Raw genomic sequence first — 16,651 nt, 5'->3', positions numbered from 1 at the left:
TGTTCAATTAATAAGAAAGAAAGGTGCCAACTTTGTGGTTACGCCATTAACTGTCAATGGCCGCTAAATGGAATTGACGCAACGTGTTGATCTCTTGCTGCCAAATATCTGGATCAATTGTCTCTAAAATCAGAGGGATACCATCAAAACGAGGGTCTTTCGCGATGTACTCAAAGCAATCCCACCCGATCTCTCCTTTACCGAGAGAATGGTGGCGATCCACTTTGCTGGCAAACTCTACTTTTGAATCATTTAGATGCATTGCTCTTAAATAGTGCATACCTACGATACGGTCGAACTCTGCAAAGGTGCGCTCGCAATCTTCTTTTGTACGTAAGTCATAACCGGCCGTAAAGGTATGGCAGGTATCAATACAAACGCCGACACGATCTTTATCTTCCACTTGCTCGATGATTTCAGCAAGGTGCTCAAACTTCCAGCCTAAGTTAGTGCCTTGACCTGCCGTATTCTCGATAACAGCGATCACATTCGGCACCGCTTTATGCGCAAGATTGATCGACTCGGCGATCGTTGCGAGGCACTCCTGTTCAGAGACTTTCTTTAGGTGACTACCCGGATGGAAGTTAAGCAAAGTCAGCCCCAACTGATTACAACGCTCCATTTCATCAATAAATGCCGCGCGGGATTTATTCAGCTTTTCTTCTTCCGGCGCACCCAAGTTAATCAGATAAGAATCATGGGGAAGAATATGCTCTGCTCCGAAACCCAGCATTTTACAGTTCGCTTTAAACGCACTGATGGTTTTTGCTTCTAAAGGCTTCGCCACCCACTGGCGTTGGTTTTTTGTAAATAGTGCGAAGGCATTCGCGCCAATTTCACGAGCTCTCAACGGAGCTTGATCGACCCCACCAGCAGCAGAGACATGTGCACCAATGAGTTTATTCCCAAGCTTGTTTTTCATGTTTGTCATTTAATCACTTTAGACTTTCAGTATTGCTACCTAAATACAGATAGTTGCGTTAACCAGTTTAAACTTTAATCTCAATTTGTAGTAAATTTACAACAAAACTAGTTATTAAATATTTTTTATCTTATCAAATAAATTGTAATTAGTTTGTTTTTAAAGGTTTTATTGATTTAACTCAATAAAATAACCTTAATAAAAATAATGTTTTTGGTTGTTTTTTGACTTAAATCAATATTAAAATAGTGGATATTAGCTATATAATACTCAGCTCAACGAAAATTCGAAAATTAACACCAATAATCACCACGTAAGTGGTCTAGGAGATAGTGATGATCCAAGGTATCCAAATTACAAAAGCGGCAAACGACGACCTACTAAACTCTATCTGGCTATTAGATAGCGAAAAAAATGAAGCTCGTTGTGTTGCTGCAACTGCTGGCTACGAAGCAGACCAAGTTATCGCAATCAGCGACCTAGGTGAATACGAAAGCCGTGAAGTTGCAATCGAAACTGCTCCTCGTATCGAAGGCGGCCAACACCTAAACGTGAACGTGCTTAAACGCGAAACACTAGAAGATGCAGTTGCACACCCAGAGAAATACCCACAACTAACTATTCGTGTTTCTGGTTACGCAGTACGTTTTAACTCGCTAACTCCAGAGCAACAACGTGATGTAATCGCTCGTACTTTTACTGAGACTCTATAATCTCTCAGTAAACTAGCTCGCTAGAATTTAAAAAGCTTGGTCAGCAATGACCAAGCTTTTTTGTTTCAGAATCCTTCTAAACCCTTTCTATAATGGAAAGCAACTCGCCTCTAAGGTGCATTTCTTTGCGAAGGATCTTTCTGAAACGCTTGCGCTAAGGAGGTTGGATCAAGCCTATCTCTTTGCAGTGAGGCCCCTTCTGCCCACCAGATCAATTGATGCATAGTGCGATTCATATAACTGTCCCACTGCGCCTGATCCGACTCATCCGCAGCCACGCCCTGTTCATCAAACACCTCTTGTGCTTTCGGAATATGGCTCATTGCCGACACGGGTAAACATCCCAACTCGGATAAAAAGGTCCGCATCGACACTGCAGCACGAGCGCCACCCCATTGCCCAGCAGAGTAGGTCACGATAGCACTTGGCTTATAGGAAAACAGTGAACTGCCAAAATGGTTAAGCATGTTTGCCAAAGCTGGACTCATCGAATGGTTGTATTCCGGGCTAACCATCACATACCCATCGGCCTGTTTGATTTTATCTGCCAGCTCACTTAGGTGCTCTGGCACTTTAGAGCGGTGATAAGCAAACTCGGGCTTAAACACATCGCCAAAGTCATAGTCCAATGGGTCAATGATTTCGACAGTATGTTGCGAATGCTGACTCGCGATGAGTTTTTTACACGCTCTACTGACTCGCATTCCTAAACGGGCTGGTCTTGGTGGCGTGCTGTCTCTCACCGAACCTAGAAAAATCAAAAAATGCATGCTTCTCTTTCCATCTCATTTAGTTAAGTTCGTTTCTCAATCATAAAGAGAGTTAAAACTTACCGGCAATAAAAAAGGTGAATGATTGCTCATTCACCTCTCGTTATTTGTGTTTTTGATACTGACTGTATTTTTGAAGCTTACTGCACGCGGCGCAGTACTTGCTTCAGTGCGTCAAAGTCTGCGTCGAGATCTTCCGATAGCAGCTCCATCGAAGCGTGCTTCGCTAGTGGCGCAGGAAGGTCGATGTCTGATTCTAGAATATCATCCACCACTTCTTTGAACTTCGCAGGGTGAGCAGTACATAGGAATAGACCGGTTTCACCATCTTGCAATTGTTCTTCAAGAACGCGGTAAGCAATCGCACCGTGCGGTTCACACAGGTAACCCATGGCGTATAGATCTTTTACTGACTGTGCGCTTTGCTCATCAGATACAGCACCTTTACCTAGCGTCTCCAAGCCCCACTCTTTCACGCGGCACAGCTCTTCAATACGAGGCCAGTTGTTTGGTTGGCTCACGTCCATCGCGTTCGATGTTGTTGCGACTGTTGGTTTTGGCTCCCACTTACCTGTTTGTAGGTAGCGAGGAACAGTGTCATTAGCATTCGTTGCAGCGATAAAGCGTTTGATAGGCAAGCCCAGCGCTTTTGCCAGTAGACCAGCAGTTAGGTTACCAAAGTTACCGCTTGGTACTGATACCACTAGGTTTTCACGCTCTTGTTTGCTCATTTGCGCGGCTGCTTCAAAGTAGTAACAGATTTGCGCCATCAAACGGCTGATATTGATTGAGTTTGCTGAGTTCAGACCGATCTCTTCACGCAGTGCAGAATCATCAAAAGCTTGCTTAACCAGAGCCTGACACGCATCGAAGTCTCCATCGATCGCGACAGTATGGATGTTCTTGCCAAGCGTACAGAATAGCTTCTCTTGCAGTGGGCTGATCTTACCTTTCGGGTAAAGAATCACAACGTTGATGTCTTCCATACCGTAGAAAGCATGCGCAACGGCTGCGCCAGTATCGCCAGAAGTTGCAGTCAGAATAGTGATCTTGCCGCCATCCGAAACCGCAGCAAGAGATTGCGCCATAAAGCGACCACCAAAGTCTTTAAACGCAAGCGTTGGACCATGGAACAGCTCCAGTGCATAGACACCGTCTTTTACTTGGTTGATAGGCGCAGGGAATTGGAACGCAGCATCAACAAGAGCATTCACTTGCTCTTCTGCAAGTTCATCGCCAATTAATGCCGATAGAATCTTAGTGCTACGAGAGACAAAGTCTTCTGCAAGCAGCGCATCGATATCTTCAAATTTTGGTAATTCCGATGGGAAAAATAGGCCTTGATTGCGACCTAACCCTTGGCGAACGGCTTGGCCAAAGGAAACTTGTTCATCATTTTCTTTTATATTGTAAAGCTTCATAGCTCACTTCCTGTTACTTTCGAACCCTGCTTATCTAGACGACAAACGTGGACGAATCCTTCTTCGTTTTGTACGTAGTTCTGTTCTAACCAGCGAGCAACTCGCTCAGCGACATCTTTTTCTTTGCAAATACTGAACAGTGTCGGCCCACTGCCAGAAATACCGGTAGCCAATGCCCCCGCAGACGCTGCGTATTGACGTGCATTCGCAAAACCCGGAAGCAGTTTCTCACGATACGGTTCTGCGATCACGTCTTTGATCATTTTTGCAGCAAGTTCTGGCTGACCAGAATGACACGCATGAATAAAGCCTGCAAGGTGGCGACCATGGGCAATGATATCTTGTCGGCGGTATTGAGATGGTAGGATCTCACGCGCTTCTGCTGTGGATACTTTGATACCCGGATACGCCATCACCCAGTACCAATCATCAAAGCAAGGCACTTCTTGGCTGATGACACCCAACTCTTCAAGCATCAATTGCACACCGCCAAGGTAACATGGTGCGACGTTGTCGTAGTGAATACCACCAGAAATCTTGCCTTCCATTTCTCCCATCAGTGCCAGTAACTCTGTCTCGTTAAGTGGCTGTCCATGGAATCGGTTCAATGCATCTAATGCAGCAACGATAGAACATGCACTTGAGCCTAAACCAGAGCCAATTGGCATGTTCTTTTCTAGCGTCATCTCAAGTGGTTTTAGCTCGACGCCTTTTTTGTCTAGCTCGCGAGCAAACACTACCCAACAATCGTAAACGATGTTCTCTTTTGGCTCGGTTGGCAGCTTCTCAACAAAATCACCCGCTGTCTTTAGACTGAACGGCTCAGCCCCAGACTTAACCAACACTCGGTCGCCCAATAGTGTGCCATCAACTGGGGACACCGCCGCCCCCAGAACGTCGAAACCAACGCTTACATTACCAATTGACGCAGGAGCATAAACCACTACATCCATATCACTTGAAATCATTGTTGTTATACCCCTAGCTTCCAACCTAAAGTACGCATCACATCCGAGAATACGCCAGCAGCCGTAACCTCTGTACCCGCACCGTAACCACGCAATACCAGTGGAATTGGTTGGTAGTAGCGGCTGTAGAATGCCAGTGCGTTTTCACCGTCTTTAATCTTAAACATCGGGTCGTTTTCATCGACTGCAGCAATGCTTACTGTGCATTTACCGTCAACGATTTCACCCACGTAGCGCAGTACTTTGCCTTCTTCCGCTGCTTTAGCTGACAGCTCTTTAAAGTATGCATCCGCCTCTGGCAGGCGTTCCATGAATTCTTCAACACTGCCTGAGTCATCAAAACCAGGTGGCAGAGCTTGATCAACCACAACGTCTTCTAGTTCTAGAGACATGCCAGCTTCACGAGCAAGGATCAGAAGCTTACGCGCCACATCCATACCCGATAGATCGTCACGCGGATCTGGTTCCGTAAAGCCGTTTTGTTTTGCGATGTTTGTCGCTTCACTTAGGCTCATGCCTTCATCTAATTTGCCAAAGATGTATGACAGAGAGCCAGAAAGGATGCCGCTGAAGCGCTCTAGTTCATCACCCGCTGAGATTAGGTTTTGCAGGTTTTCGATTACCGGTAGACCCGCCCCCACAGTTGTTTCGTACATCAGCTTGCGACGAGAGCTGCGCGCAACATCGCGAAGCTGATGGTAGTAAGCCATGCTTGCTGTGTTTGCTTTTTTATTTGGTGTAACGACATGGAAACCAGCAGCTAAGAAATCAGCGTATTGATTCGCGATATCTTCACTTGATGTACAGTCAACCAATACTGGGTTGATGATGTGGTTACGTTGAACCAAAGAAATCAAACGCGCTAGGCTGAACTCTTCTGTCGCTGCCGACATACGATCACGCCAATGCTCGAGTGGCAGACCTTCACTATCAAGCAGAAGACCTTTGCTGTTTGCCAAGCCACACACGCGGATCACGATGCCTTTTTCCGCAAGCTTCGCCTGTTGACGCTCGATCTGATCCACCAGCTCACCACCAACGCCACCAATACCAACCACGAATACGTCTAAGAAGTGCTTAGAGTTGAATAGGTTTTCGTGACACGCTTTGATCGCTTCAGAGATTTTATCTTCAGGAATCACGGCTGAGATTGCACGCTCAGATGAGCCCTGTGCGATGGCTACAATGTTTACGTTCACTTCAGCAAGAGATGAGAAGAAGCGAGATGCAACACCGCGCGATGTACGCATGCCGTCACCAACCAACGTTATGATTGAAACATTATCAATAAACTCGACGGGCTCTAATAAGCTATCTTTCAGTTCCAACTCAAACGCATCGGCCAGTACTTGTTGCGCTTTTGCTTTATCTTCTGCCTCAATACAGAAGCTAATGCTGTACTCAGAAGAAGACTGAGTAATAAGAACAATAGACACACCAGCGGAAGACATTGCGCCAAATACGCGGCTTGCCATGCCAACCATACCCTTCATACCTGGGCCGGAGACGTTAACCATGGTTAGGTCGTTTAGCGTCGTGATACCTTTGATCGCCAGATTGTCTTCACCAGTGTCTTGCCCAATCAGGGTACCTGCACCTTGTGGGTTAAAGCTGTTTTTGATCAGACATGGGATGTGGAACTGCGCGATAGGAGCAATGGTTTTCGGATGCAAAACGGAAGCACCGAAGTAAGAAAGCTCCATTGCTTCTTGGTAGCTAAGAGATTTAAGCAGGCGAGCATCTTCTACTAAACGAGGGTCACAGTTGTATACACCATCTACGTCAGTCCAGATCTCACAACAATCTGCGCGCAGACACGCTGCAAGAACCGCCGCTGAATAATCAGAGCCATTGCGACCAAGTGTTACCAATTCACCTTTCTCGTTACCTGCGGTAAAGCCTGGCATGATGTTCACATGGCCCAGAGGAAGAGGGTTTTGGCGGAAGTTTTGCGTTGAAACGTCTACATCAACCATGGCTTCAAGGTGATCACCTTTTGCGTATAGGTATTCAACTGGGTCGATAAGATGTGCAGGCTGGCCTTTGGCTTCTAACACTGCTTTCATCAATTGAATCGAAACGCGTTCGCCTTTGCTAATAATACGTGCATTAACATTGTTTGGGCACATGCCAAGAAGATTGATGCCATGAACGAATTGGCGTAATTGAGAGAGAGAAGTTTTCACTTGGTTATCGAAAGCTGAACCATCGATATTGGGTAGTACTGCTTGGACTTGAGTGAAGAGCGTTTTAAACGACTCCTCCAATTCTTTGATTTGTAGTTCTGCTTCACCATTGCGCAATGCGCCTTCAATGACCGAAACCAATTTGTTTGTTGTTTTACCAGGAGCGGAAAGAACAACCGCCACTTCTTCTTGTTGAGCGTTATTGGCAATAATGTCTGCCGCTCTCAAAAAGCGATCTGCATCAGCTAGTGATGATCCGCCAAACTTCAATACTCGCATCCCTTCCTCCGGTATATCTTCTTAAATTTGTCTAAATTCTGGATAAAAAAGCATAAAAAAAGGCCTGTATCTTGTTGGATACAGGCCTTTTTTGTGAATTTCTTTCGCTCAGCAGCCTGCCCCAACATGTGTCGTGTCGGTAATAATAATGGTCGTGGTCATTACTACTAGGCTGTTAGATGGCATAAATAAATATTCAACGTTAATTGTGTTTGCTTAACTCTACGTTTACCGAGTTTCTGATACATAGTCAACAAAAAATTGTTTGTTTTTCCATCTTTCAGAGATTTCTGCTAAGCAATGTCATTGATATTTATAGTTAATTACACATTATTGATCATTTGAAAATCTACAGTTAATTTTTGTAAAGGACTTAACCATCATCACCAGTTCGGTTTTTTATCTAATAACTAGTCTGATCTTTGCCATAAAACGTACGATCAAATAATTCGAGAGGGTTGTGACACATAACAACAACTTAACTGTGACTTATGTTCATAGGATCGAATTATTTAGAAAATAGGTGAGCTAGCTTTCATATTCTATGCTTTAATAGTGAGAAGCTTTGGGCGCATACTAATAAAAAAGTTGACACAAGGAGTGGTGAACATGAAAAGAGGGCTTTTTCTGTTGCTGTTTTTTGTGCCTGGTGTTTGTCTAGCAAACGAGCTTCCGCCGCTTCCAGGTAAAATATCCCCTTCTCCTCATAAACTATTCATTTCCAGCGACAGTTATCAGTCTGACAGTTTTGATGTTTGGAATATCGATACGGGTTACGCTTACGAACTTTTTGATTCGGTAGACGTTTATGTCGGTGCGCGAGTCAATAACTCTCCTACCAAAAATCAAAGTGGTTTTTTGAGTGGGATCAGCTATCACTTTAATGATCGTGTCACGCTGAAAAGTACAGTTCGCTCTTACAAGAATGAAACAGCGGAAGGTATTCGCCAAGACGACAGTAGCCTCGCGGCTGAAGTATCAAGTCGCGTAAAAATTACCGATAAACTGGATCTTCACGCGACTCTTGATTACCAAGATTGGCAACAAGGCTTTGAGGTTGGTTTAGGCTTTCGTTTTTAGAAGCCCAGCTTTTGCTTAGAAATCAACACACCGTTCCAGTCCGCGTAAACGTAGTGCTTAGGTTGAACGATTTGGTTTTGCATCGTTAAGGTTACGTTTACCTCTCCTATCCCGCGTTTCTCTGTTTTAAACGGGTTAGTTCCAAGAGCTTGAACGCCAATGTCCATTTGAGATATTTGTGCTACGTCGCGTATTGCACCATAGACAATGATACCTTCCCACCCATTTTCTATTCCGAGTATCGCTAATTGATCGCCGAGTAATGCTCTCTGACACGATCCATGTCCGTCAACAATCAATACTTTACCCGTTCCATCTTCGCCCAGTACTTCACGCACTTTCGAGTTATCGTGATAGCAGCGCACCGTAACGATTTCACCGTAAAAAGCGCTACGTTGACCAAAGTTCTGCAATGGTAAAGTAAGCAAGCTCACTTGGTCTTCAAATTGGTCACAAATATCGGGTGTAATGTCTCTCATATTTCCTCCGTGAATTTTCTCACCCAAGCGGTGCTTCAGTGAGCAGTATCCTTTTCTATACCTTCTATACGAGCCGAGGTTTAATGGAGCCTAACGTATGAAAAACTTTCGGCTGCAAGCACGCAATAAGATAAAGTTGGTCATTAATGACGTAATAAATCGCGTTTTGTTGAAAGTCACTCGCCAATTCAACGGCTACCTCTGGCGACAACTCGACGGCAAAGCTTTCCTCATACCATGTAAAAGCGCTATCACCTACCGTGACAGGCGCGTAATTAACGTGCTGTAGCTGTTTTTCTAACGCGTGATTGTTTATGCTGTTCTCTTCTTTGGACCTCAAGTTACTGTATGGGTTCCAAGCGGTTATCACAGCATAGTTTGAAACACGCCACTCGGCTTCGAATCTGAAAAAAGATTCTGAATAAGCATTCCATAACGATGCGTCTATGTTCTTATTACTTTTTTCTATCATAAGTCTTAAACGATTAATAACAGTTACATTTCATCAATTGATATAAATCAACAAACTGAATGGAATTAACATTTGAGCATTGTTAGCATGCTGTTAACAATATAAAATCCGCTCAATATCTTAGGGTGTTTACGTTTCAGGCCCCACTGAAAGCAGGAAATGAAAGGTAAACAAGCCCTTTAGAATAAACGTCGCCATTGGATACTGGTGAGTTGGCAAAATTCCATGGAGGGCGGATAACTGAAAGAAGTGTTTTTTTGATCAACTTGATTTATTATCAAAATCACATTACCTGTATGTTATATTTTTGCCTAGAATTTATTCTATTAGCACAATTTTGTCACAAATTTAGGTACCGCCAATGCAAACCCCGCAGATTCTTATCGTTGAAGATGAGCAAGTAACTCGTAACACTCTTAAGAGTATTTTTGAAGCAGAGGGATACGCTGTTTTTGAAGCCAGTGACGGTGAAGAGATGCACCAAGTGTTGTCTGATAACTCAGTCAACTTGGTTATTATGGACATTAATCTTCCAGGCAAGAATGGCCTTCTACTAGCGCGTGAATTACGCGAGCAAGCGAACATTGCTTTAATGTTCCTGACAGGCCGTGACAATGAAGTAGACAAGATCCTAGGTCTTGAGATTGGTGCAGATGACTACATCACTAAACCATTCAACCCACGTGAACTAACTATTCGTGCACGTAACCTACTTAGTCGCTCAATGAGCTCTAACGCGGTGCAAGAAGAGAAGCGCTCGGTAGAAAAGTATGAATTCAACGGTTGGGTACTAGACATCAACAGCCGCTCTCTAGTAAGCCCTGCTGGTGATAGCTACAAGCTACCTCGCTCTGAGTTCCGCGCATTACTGCACTTCTGTGAGAACCCGGGTAAGATTCAAACTCGTGCAGATCTTCTTAAGAAGATGACTGGTCGTGAACTTAAGCCACACGACCGTACTGTAGACGTAACGATTCGTCGTATCCGTAAGCACTTTGAGTCTGTTTCAGGTACGCCAGAAATCATCGCCACTATCCACGGCGAAGGTTACCGCTTCTGTGGCGATCTAGAAGACTAGATTTAACCGCTAATATGCAAAGGGCTTGCTCATTGAGCAAGCCCTTTTTGTTTTAGGTCTAACGACTAATGCAACATCATTGCGGTTAATAAACCTTGTTAATCTTCACGTACTTTTCGACTAACCAACGCTGTTTACCCGCATCGTCTAGAAGCACTGCGATATCAACCGATTTTTCTGTGTTCACATCAATGTGAGACGAGAACGCCACCTCCCATCGGCTTTCACTGTGCGTTCGAGTATCTAAAGACGCACTGTCCACCAACCACTCTTTTTGCCCCTGTTTAATAATAAGAGCTTCTGCCGTTAGATTTGCAGGAAGTAACTGATCTCCTTCGAGGTAAAGTGCACCTTGAATACTTTGCTCTTCCACGTCCCCAATATTCGGCATGAGGTTCACCCATAAATTACTTTTGAGCTCAACATTAACCTCATTAATCGTAATCTGACTGTTTTGTTGCCAATTCACATTTGGAACGGAACTACAGCCTGCCATCAATGCCATGGCTAATGCCAATGGTGCGATTCTTTTCATGTTATTTCCTTTGTTCCAACCAACTTTTGAGGACTTGAATATCGTTTTGGTATTCATTTTTGATCTCTTCAACCCAGTCTGAAATGTTTTCCCACCATGCTGGCATATCAGGCGATTGCGCTTTTTGCGCCACACTTTGGATACGTTTCAGGCCAATTGAACCTGCAGCACCTTTGATTTTATGCGCTTCAGAAACAATCCCATCTTGATCTTTCGCTGTCATGTTCGAATCTAAGACATCAATATAGTCTGGCATCATATCTTCAAACATTTTTATGCTGTCGTAGACAGGTTTTGCACCAACAATGTCGACGTAAGACTCTAACATATCCATATCGAGCAAATGTGTCTCAATCACAGGAGAAGGCACTGGCTCTTCCACTGTTTCGGGACCGCTCACCACTTCCTTAGGTTGTTCTAACTGGTGAGCGAAGAATTTATCAATCACTGACTGAATAGCATTCACTGCCAGCGGCTTACTGATCGCATCATCCATGCCGTTATCTAAGTATTCACGACGATCTTTCATTACATTAGCAGTTAAGGCGACCAATGGAGGAAGATTGTTATAATGCTTGCGGTAATAATTGGCGACATCAAAGCCCGTCATATCAGGCAGTTGGATATCCAACAACGCTAAGTCGTATTTTTCTGGCACAAAGTTCACTAACGCTTCTTGGCCCGTCATTGCCACGGTGACAGAGTGCCCTAGGCTCTCAAGTAACGATTTAGCCACAGTTACGTTAAGCTCGATGTCTTCGACCATAAATATGTTGAGGCGCACATTGTCGCGTTTCGCATCAATGACTGGCTCAGCTAGTTCAACAATCGGAACGTGGATCGATACAGTAAAAGTGCTACCAAAGCCTTCCTCACTGGTAACCGTAATGTCACCATCCATCATATTGATCAGTTGCTTAGATACCGCCAAACCAATACCTGTACCGACCGCATGCAGGTTGTCCTTGCCTGATTTCACTTGGTAGTACATCGCAAAGATCTTATCTAGCTCTTCGTCTGGGATACCAATACCAGTGTCTTCCACTTCCATAATAATGGTCGCAAAATCGTCTTCGACATCCGCGCTCACTGTCATCACAACGCCACCTTCTTTGGTGAACTTCATTGCGTTGCTGACCAAGTTCCAAATCACCTGACGTAGACGGGTTGCATCCACTTCAATTGCTTTTGGCAAGTCGCTTAAACGTTCTAAGTCAAAGCGTAACCCTTTTTGTTCCGCCATCAGAGCAGAGATACTCTCAATCTCTGCGACGAAGTCTTCGAAGTTAAGTGGCGCAGGTAATAGTTCTAACTTACGGCGATCAAATTTATCCATATCGATAATATCGTTGAAGATGTTACCTAGCGTAATCGCACTCACATTGATGGTCTGCATGTGTTTACGCTGCTCTTCTGTCAACGGACTATCTAGAAGCATACGACTTAAGCCTACAATGCCATTCAGCGGCGTTCGCAGCTCATGACTGATGGTTGAGATGAAGGTAGTTTTGTCGCGGCTTGCTTTCTCTAACGACTCTTCATGGCGCTTACGTTCAGTGATATCACGACCGAACCCAACGAGACCAAGGTGGCGGCCATCTTTGCTGTAAAATGGCACTTTACGCAGCTCAAAGTAATGCTTGCGACCATCTGGGTATTCGAGCCATTGCTCGTAAGTAATCGCTTGATTATCGGCAAAAACCTTTTGGTCAGTATCAACGATATGCTCGGCTATTTCTTTGCTATACACATCCCAAGGGCTTAATCCGACTAACTGGTGCTCTTTCTTGCCCGTTAGCTCTTCCATCGCGCGGTTACAGCCAGAGAAAACACCATCCGCATTGCGGTAGTAAATTAAGTCTGGTGAGGCATCAATAAATGAACGCAGTAATGCGGTACGTTCTGCCAACTCTAATTGAGTACGTTCGCGTTGGAACACCTCATTTTCGAGGTCTTGCATCGCCTCTTCACGTGCTTCTTCCGCTTTAATACGCTCTTCAATTTCTTGGTTAAGCTTTTCAATGTTTTGTTGAAGTTGGTAATTCAGCTCTTGATCTCGCGAACGCATGTCCTTCAGTTTGGACACCAGCTTAGTTAAACGCTGGCGAGACTCTTCTAGTTGATCGACAACCACAGAGAGGAAGTAAACCGCCCAAGGGGTGATCAATAGACCAAAAAACACCGAACGGACAATGTCGATATCATCTACTCGCCCTTTGAGAGCTAAAGTAATCCCTACCTGCACCACAACAGCTAATGCCACCAGCGCAAGGGCTAGCAAAATAGAGAAGCGAACAATCCCCAGTTTGACTAGCAAGTCGACATAATACTGGGCGAGGTTTTTCATGGGTTTCATTAACTACTCCATGGTGGTGGCTAGATAGCGCCATTCGATGATGAAAAACAGGTAAATGCACTCGACCTAACGCAATTTAGGTCTGTTTGATTAGTGAAAAACACACGGTGCGATCTGCGCTTGTGACACGAGATAGAAAGATAAACCAACGAGCGCACAGGCTTCTGTAAGTTTAACGTGTTTAATACGGTGATTTAAACAATCAGCTATCAACTTAGAGCAAGCGGTCACAAAGCGTTAGCAAGAACTGGGGTGAATACAGGTGCGATTACGTCCATCAGCTTTAGCTTGGTATAACGCACTGTCAGCCATAGCGATGCCCATTTCGGGTTCATCACCATGCTGAGGAATGTAAGAGACCAGACCGATACTGACGGTAAGGCGTTCAGATGCTTCTGAACTGTCGTGTTCCATATCAAGCTGTAGAATTTTCTCATGAATACGCTGTGCTACGTTGCGCGCACCTTCCGTGGTGGTATTCGGCAAGATAAAACCAAACTCCTCGCCACCATAACGCGCAACACAATCCGAAGAACGATTGATGACTTGTGTAAACACGGTAGCGACACTGACTAACGCTTCATCACCTTGTTGGTGACCGTAACAGTCGTTGTAATCTTTGAAAAAGTCGATGTCACATAACATGATGGTGAGCGGCAGCTTTTCTCGAGCGTGGTGGTACCACAATACCTGCAGTTGTTCGTCGAAACGGCGTCGGTTCGATACTTGAGTTAAGCTATCCATAAAGCTCAATTTTTCTAACTCTAGGTTGGCTTTTTCCAACTTTTGTTCTGCAAGATAACGCTCAGAAATATCACGCGCCATGATCAGCACACCATTCGTTCCTGATGCTTTATCTTTAAAAGGCGATTTCACCACATCAAACCACGTACTTTTACCATCACTACTCACGACTTTATCTATGTATCGAACTGGCTCTAACTGGCGTAATGCTTCTAAGTCACTATCTGCTAAGCGCGCGTACATCTCTTTAGGAATCACGTCTTGGAGGCGCTTACCTATCAAATCAGAAATTTTTGAAATGCCTAACGCCTTAACAAAAGGCTGATTACACGCTTGATAGACCATGTTCTCATTGAAAATACCAATAGAGTCCGGACTGGCATCCAGAATCGTTTGTAAGATAGTATCTCTTTGCGCTAGCGCCACCTCTGTATCTTTGCGACGCTCCATTTCATCTCGCAGATTCTGTTGCATCTTGTGCCATTCAGTCACGTCATGACTAATAGACAGCGTACCGATAAGCTCACCACTCGGCGAAACAAGAGAGTTTTGATTGACTTCCAATAAGCAACTTCGACCTTGTGGATCCGTTGTCCATTTACGTTCGCTTTTTCTGGTCATCTCACCCAAGGCCTTGGATGCGCAAGCTTCTTCCCTTCGCCCTTGCCAGAATTGATCAAATGCTCGATTGGTCGTTAATAGATTGCCTTGGCGGTCTTGGGTACAAATCAGCTCTGAAAGTGAGTCTAATGCCGAACGTGCGATGATTAATTGTGCAAGTTCTTGTTGCTGATCTTGGTGAGTGGCTTGATATGGCTGAGCATAAAGAATCCAAACTCGATGATTGCGCAATAAACTCTTTCTGCCTGACAGCTCCACTTTAATAGATTCACTATCAGATAGTCGCCAGTCAAAAGCCTGCTGACGAAAATGACGACTAGAGAAGCGATCGAGAAACTGCTCAAGCTCATGAATATCGAATAAAGCAGGATACAAATACCCCGTTCCCAAAGAGCGAATGCCTAACAACTGCATCGCAGCCTGGTTAGATAGCAAGAGCTGAGCATGGCTAGTGTCCACCACTATGACTGGATAGGGAGAATCCGTTACTAGTTGCTTAAGTGATGTCTGAAAGTGCAAATAGATCAGTGCTAACGCGCACACGCCTGCGATTAACAACAAGACGACATAGCCATAACCGCCTTGACCACCCCAAAGCCAATTGAGTAACTGATCCATCGTTTAAACCTTCAAAGAACACTGGTTAAAATATATCAGTTATTTATTGAGCGATCTGCTATTAATTCCGGTTTAGTATAGATAAAGGTATTCCCCGTAAGACTCCCTTGAGCACCATGAGCACTGAGATCTCGACCAATTTCCGTCATCGCTAGCCAACGGTTTTCACACCACAGAGGCGATAATAACGTGGGCCTCCTGGCTGCTGATGAAACGCGATGATAAATCACATCTGGTGGTGTCATACGAATCATTTCACTGGCGATCGCAACATATTCTTCTAATTCAGGGGCTTCTAGCTTTCCAGCACGCCAAGCTTTCGCCATGGTGCTACCTTCGACAATATGCAAGCCATGTAACTTGATGCCATCCGTTCCCACGGCCAACACTTTTTGCAGCGTTTCAATATTTTCGGCGCGGGTTTCTTTGGGTAAACCCACAATTAAGTGAGTACAAACCTTGATTCCGAGTGTTCGCGCACGCTTAGTGATTTCGGCATAACACTCAAAGTCATGACCACGATTGATACGTTTGAGGGTGTCATTGTTGGCGGTTTGAAGGCCTAGTTCTAGCCAAATTTCATAACCTTGCTGTACATAGCCCGACAGTAAATCCAATACCGCATCAGGGACGCAATCAGGACGCGTCCCCACACAAAGACCAACCATGTCTGCAGCCTTTAGTGCTTCCTCATACATGTTTTTGAGAACTTGTACTTCGGCATAGGTACTGGTGTAGGCCTGAAAATAAGCGAGATACTTCTTCGCTCTGTGAATTTCACCTGCGCGATCTTTTAACTGTTCGTGAATGCTTTTTATCTGGACTTCTTCATCTGCAAACGAAGCCACATTGCAAAATGTACATCCTCCCCGCCCAATCGTGCCATCGCGGTTAGGGCAACTAAATCCACCGTGCAATGTTAACTTATGAACCTTTTCACCGTATCGACGCTGAAGATCTTGGCCGATTGTATTGACCAACTCATGTAACTGCATAAATTCTCACCAACAATAAATCGTAATCAATCTCACTACGATCTGTGTAAATAAATTACATCCCTGCAAGAAAAAACACACAATATTAATCAATTCAAACACCCATCATGCGGGTCAAAATCAATAAACTTGCATAATTAAAGACAAAAATCGTTCATGTTGCGTAAATGTTAAACTAAAAATGCATAATTAAACGAAAAAATTGGGTCACAACGCCGACTTTTTCATTGCATTCTGAAGTGACAAAATTGTAGGATACTTACACAACCCCGTTATTTTTGTGACTTTTATTACAAAGCACACTGCGGGATTTGTCGGTGTTATCCCACTCCTACCTATATAAATCACTAGATAGTGATAATAAATAAAGGGATACCACCAAGGATTGTTTTTCTCGCAAAACTTTTCCTGCGA

Annotated in this window: 15 protein-coding genes and 1 other annotated feature; of the genes, 3 read left to right on the top strand and 12 right to left on the bottom strand. The window is 44.3% G+C overall.

The window, feature by feature from the left end:
• Positions 1-46 precede the first annotated feature (46 nt).
• Complete coding sequence (gene nfo, locus R7Q41_RS10885) at positions 47-931, bottom strand: deoxyribonuclease IV (protein WP_017821508.1); 885 nt, start codon at positions 929-931, stop codon at positions 47-49.
• Positions 932-1,257: 326 nt separating this feature from the next.
• Here nfo and grcA point away from each other — a divergent pair, with 326 nt between their 5' ends.
• On the top strand, positions 1,258-1,635 hold the full coding sequence (gene grcA / locus R7Q41_RS10880) for an autonomous glycyl radical cofactor GrcA (protein ID WP_005381814.1): 378 nt from the start codon (positions 1,258-1,260) through the stop codon (positions 1,633-1,635).
• Between the two features lie 110 nt (positions 1,636-1,745).
• Here the strand turns inward: grcA and R7Q41_RS10875 are convergent, their stop codons facing one another.
• From R7Q41_RS10875 to thrL, 5 genes are all read right to left on the bottom strand, one after another.
• On the bottom strand, positions 1,746-2,405 hold the full coding sequence (locus R7Q41_RS10875) for an NAD(P)H-dependent oxidoreductase (protein ID WP_318144492.1): 660 nt from the start codon (positions 2,403-2,405) through the stop codon (positions 1,746-1,748).
• 140 nt (positions 2,406-2,545) lie between these two features.
• Complete coding sequence (gene thrC, locus R7Q41_RS10870) at positions 2,546-3,826, bottom strand: threonine synthase (RefSeq protein ID WP_318108296.1); 1,281 nt, start codon at positions 3,824-3,826, stop codon at positions 2,546-2,548.
• Positions 3,823-4,779, bottom strand: coding sequence for a homoserine kinase (gene thrB, locus R7Q41_RS10865; RefSeq protein ID WP_318108468.1), 957 nt, complete (start codon positions 4,777-4,779; stop codon positions 3,823-3,825). Before thrB ends, thrC begins: the two co-directional genes overlap by 4 nt.
• Positions 4,780-4,799: 20 nt before the next feature.
• Positions 4,800-7,259, bottom strand: coding sequence for a bifunctional aspartate kinase/homoserine dehydrogenase I (thrA, locus tag R7Q41_RS10860; RefSeq protein ID WP_318108298.1), 2,460 nt, complete (start codon positions 7,257-7,259; stop codon positions 4,800-4,802).
• A 53-nt stretch (positions 7,260-7,312) separates the two neighbouring features.
• Positions 7,313-7,432 (bottom strand) — a sequence feature (Thr leader region).
• Positions 7,368-7,445 carry a thr operon leader peptide gene (gene thrL / locus R7Q41_RS10855; RefSeq protein WP_074192076.1) on the bottom strand — a complete coding sequence of 26 codons (78 nt, stop codon included), beginning with the start codon at positions 7,443-7,445 and terminating at the stop codon, positions 7,368-7,370. (Overlaps the previous feature by 65 nt.)
• 423 nt (positions 7,446-7,868) lie before the next feature.
• On the opposite strand from thrL, the gene R7Q41_RS10850 reads away from it, so the two are divergent.
• Positions 7,869-8,339, top strand: a complete 471-nt coding sequence (locus R7Q41_RS10850) for a hypothetical protein (protein ID WP_017821468.1) — start codon at positions 7,869-7,871, stop codon at positions 8,337-8,339.
• Here the strand turns inward: R7Q41_RS10850 and R7Q41_RS10845 are convergent.
• Positions 8,336-8,818: a putative 4-hydroxy-4-methyl-2-oxoglutarate aldolase gene (locus R7Q41_RS10845; RefSeq protein ID WP_318108300.1), complete on the bottom strand. Its 483-nt coding sequence runs from the start codon at positions 8,816-8,818 to the stop codon at positions 8,336-8,338. The genes R7Q41_RS10850 and R7Q41_RS10845 overlap by 4 nt on opposite strands.
• 64 nt (positions 8,819-8,882) lie before the next feature.
• On the bottom strand, positions 8,883-9,290 hold the full coding sequence (locus R7Q41_RS10840; protein ID WP_104978799.1) for a DUF3293 domain-containing protein: 408 nt from the start codon (positions 9,288-9,290) through the stop codon (positions 8,883-8,885).
• Positions 9,291-9,651: 361 nt separating this feature from the next.
• On the opposite strand from R7Q41_RS10840, the gene arcA reads away from it, so the two are divergent.
• Entirely contained in the window at positions 9,652-10,368 is a 717-nt protein-coding gene (arcA, locus tag R7Q41_RS10835; RefSeq protein ID WP_005381824.1) for a two-component system response regulator ArcA, read from the top strand.
• 85 nt (positions 10,369-10,453) lie between these two features.
• On the opposite strand, the gene R7Q41_RS10830 is transcribed toward arcA, so the two are convergent.
• The 4 genes from R7Q41_RS10830 to R7Q41_RS10815 form a co-directional block, all read right to left on the bottom strand.
• A complete protein-coding gene (locus R7Q41_RS10830; protein WP_005381825.1) occupies positions 10,454-10,903 on the bottom strand; it encodes a hypothetical protein in 450 nt (149 codons plus the stop codon).
• Position 10,904: 1 nt separating this feature from the next.
• Entirely contained in the window at positions 10,905-13,259 is a 2,355-nt protein-coding gene (arcB, locus tag R7Q41_RS10825; protein WP_005381826.1) for an aerobic respiration two-component sensor histidine kinase ArcB, read from the bottom strand.
• Positions 13,260-13,496: 237 nt separating this feature from the next.
• Positions 13,497-15,242, bottom strand: coding sequence for a GGDEF domain-containing protein (locus R7Q41_RS10820; protein WP_104978797.1), 1,746 nt, complete (start codon positions 15,240-15,242; stop codon positions 13,497-13,499).
• 35 nt (positions 15,243-15,277) lie between these two features.
• Positions 15,278-16,237 (bottom strand): TIGR01212 family radical SAM protein, encoded by a 960-nt coding sequence (locus R7Q41_RS10815; RefSeq protein ID WP_017633631.1) that lies wholly within the window; start codon positions 16,235-16,237, stop codon positions 15,278-15,280.
• Positions 16,238-16,651: the final 414 nt, after the last annotated feature.

The sequence above is a fragment of the Vibrio sp. 2096 genome, assembly GCF_033339595.1.
Classification (GTDB): domain Bacteria; phylum Pseudomonadota; class Gammaproteobacteria; order Enterobacterales; family Vibrionaceae; genus Vibrio; species Vibrio alginolyticus.
This window is presented reverse-complemented; position numbering and strand designations above follow the sequence as displayed.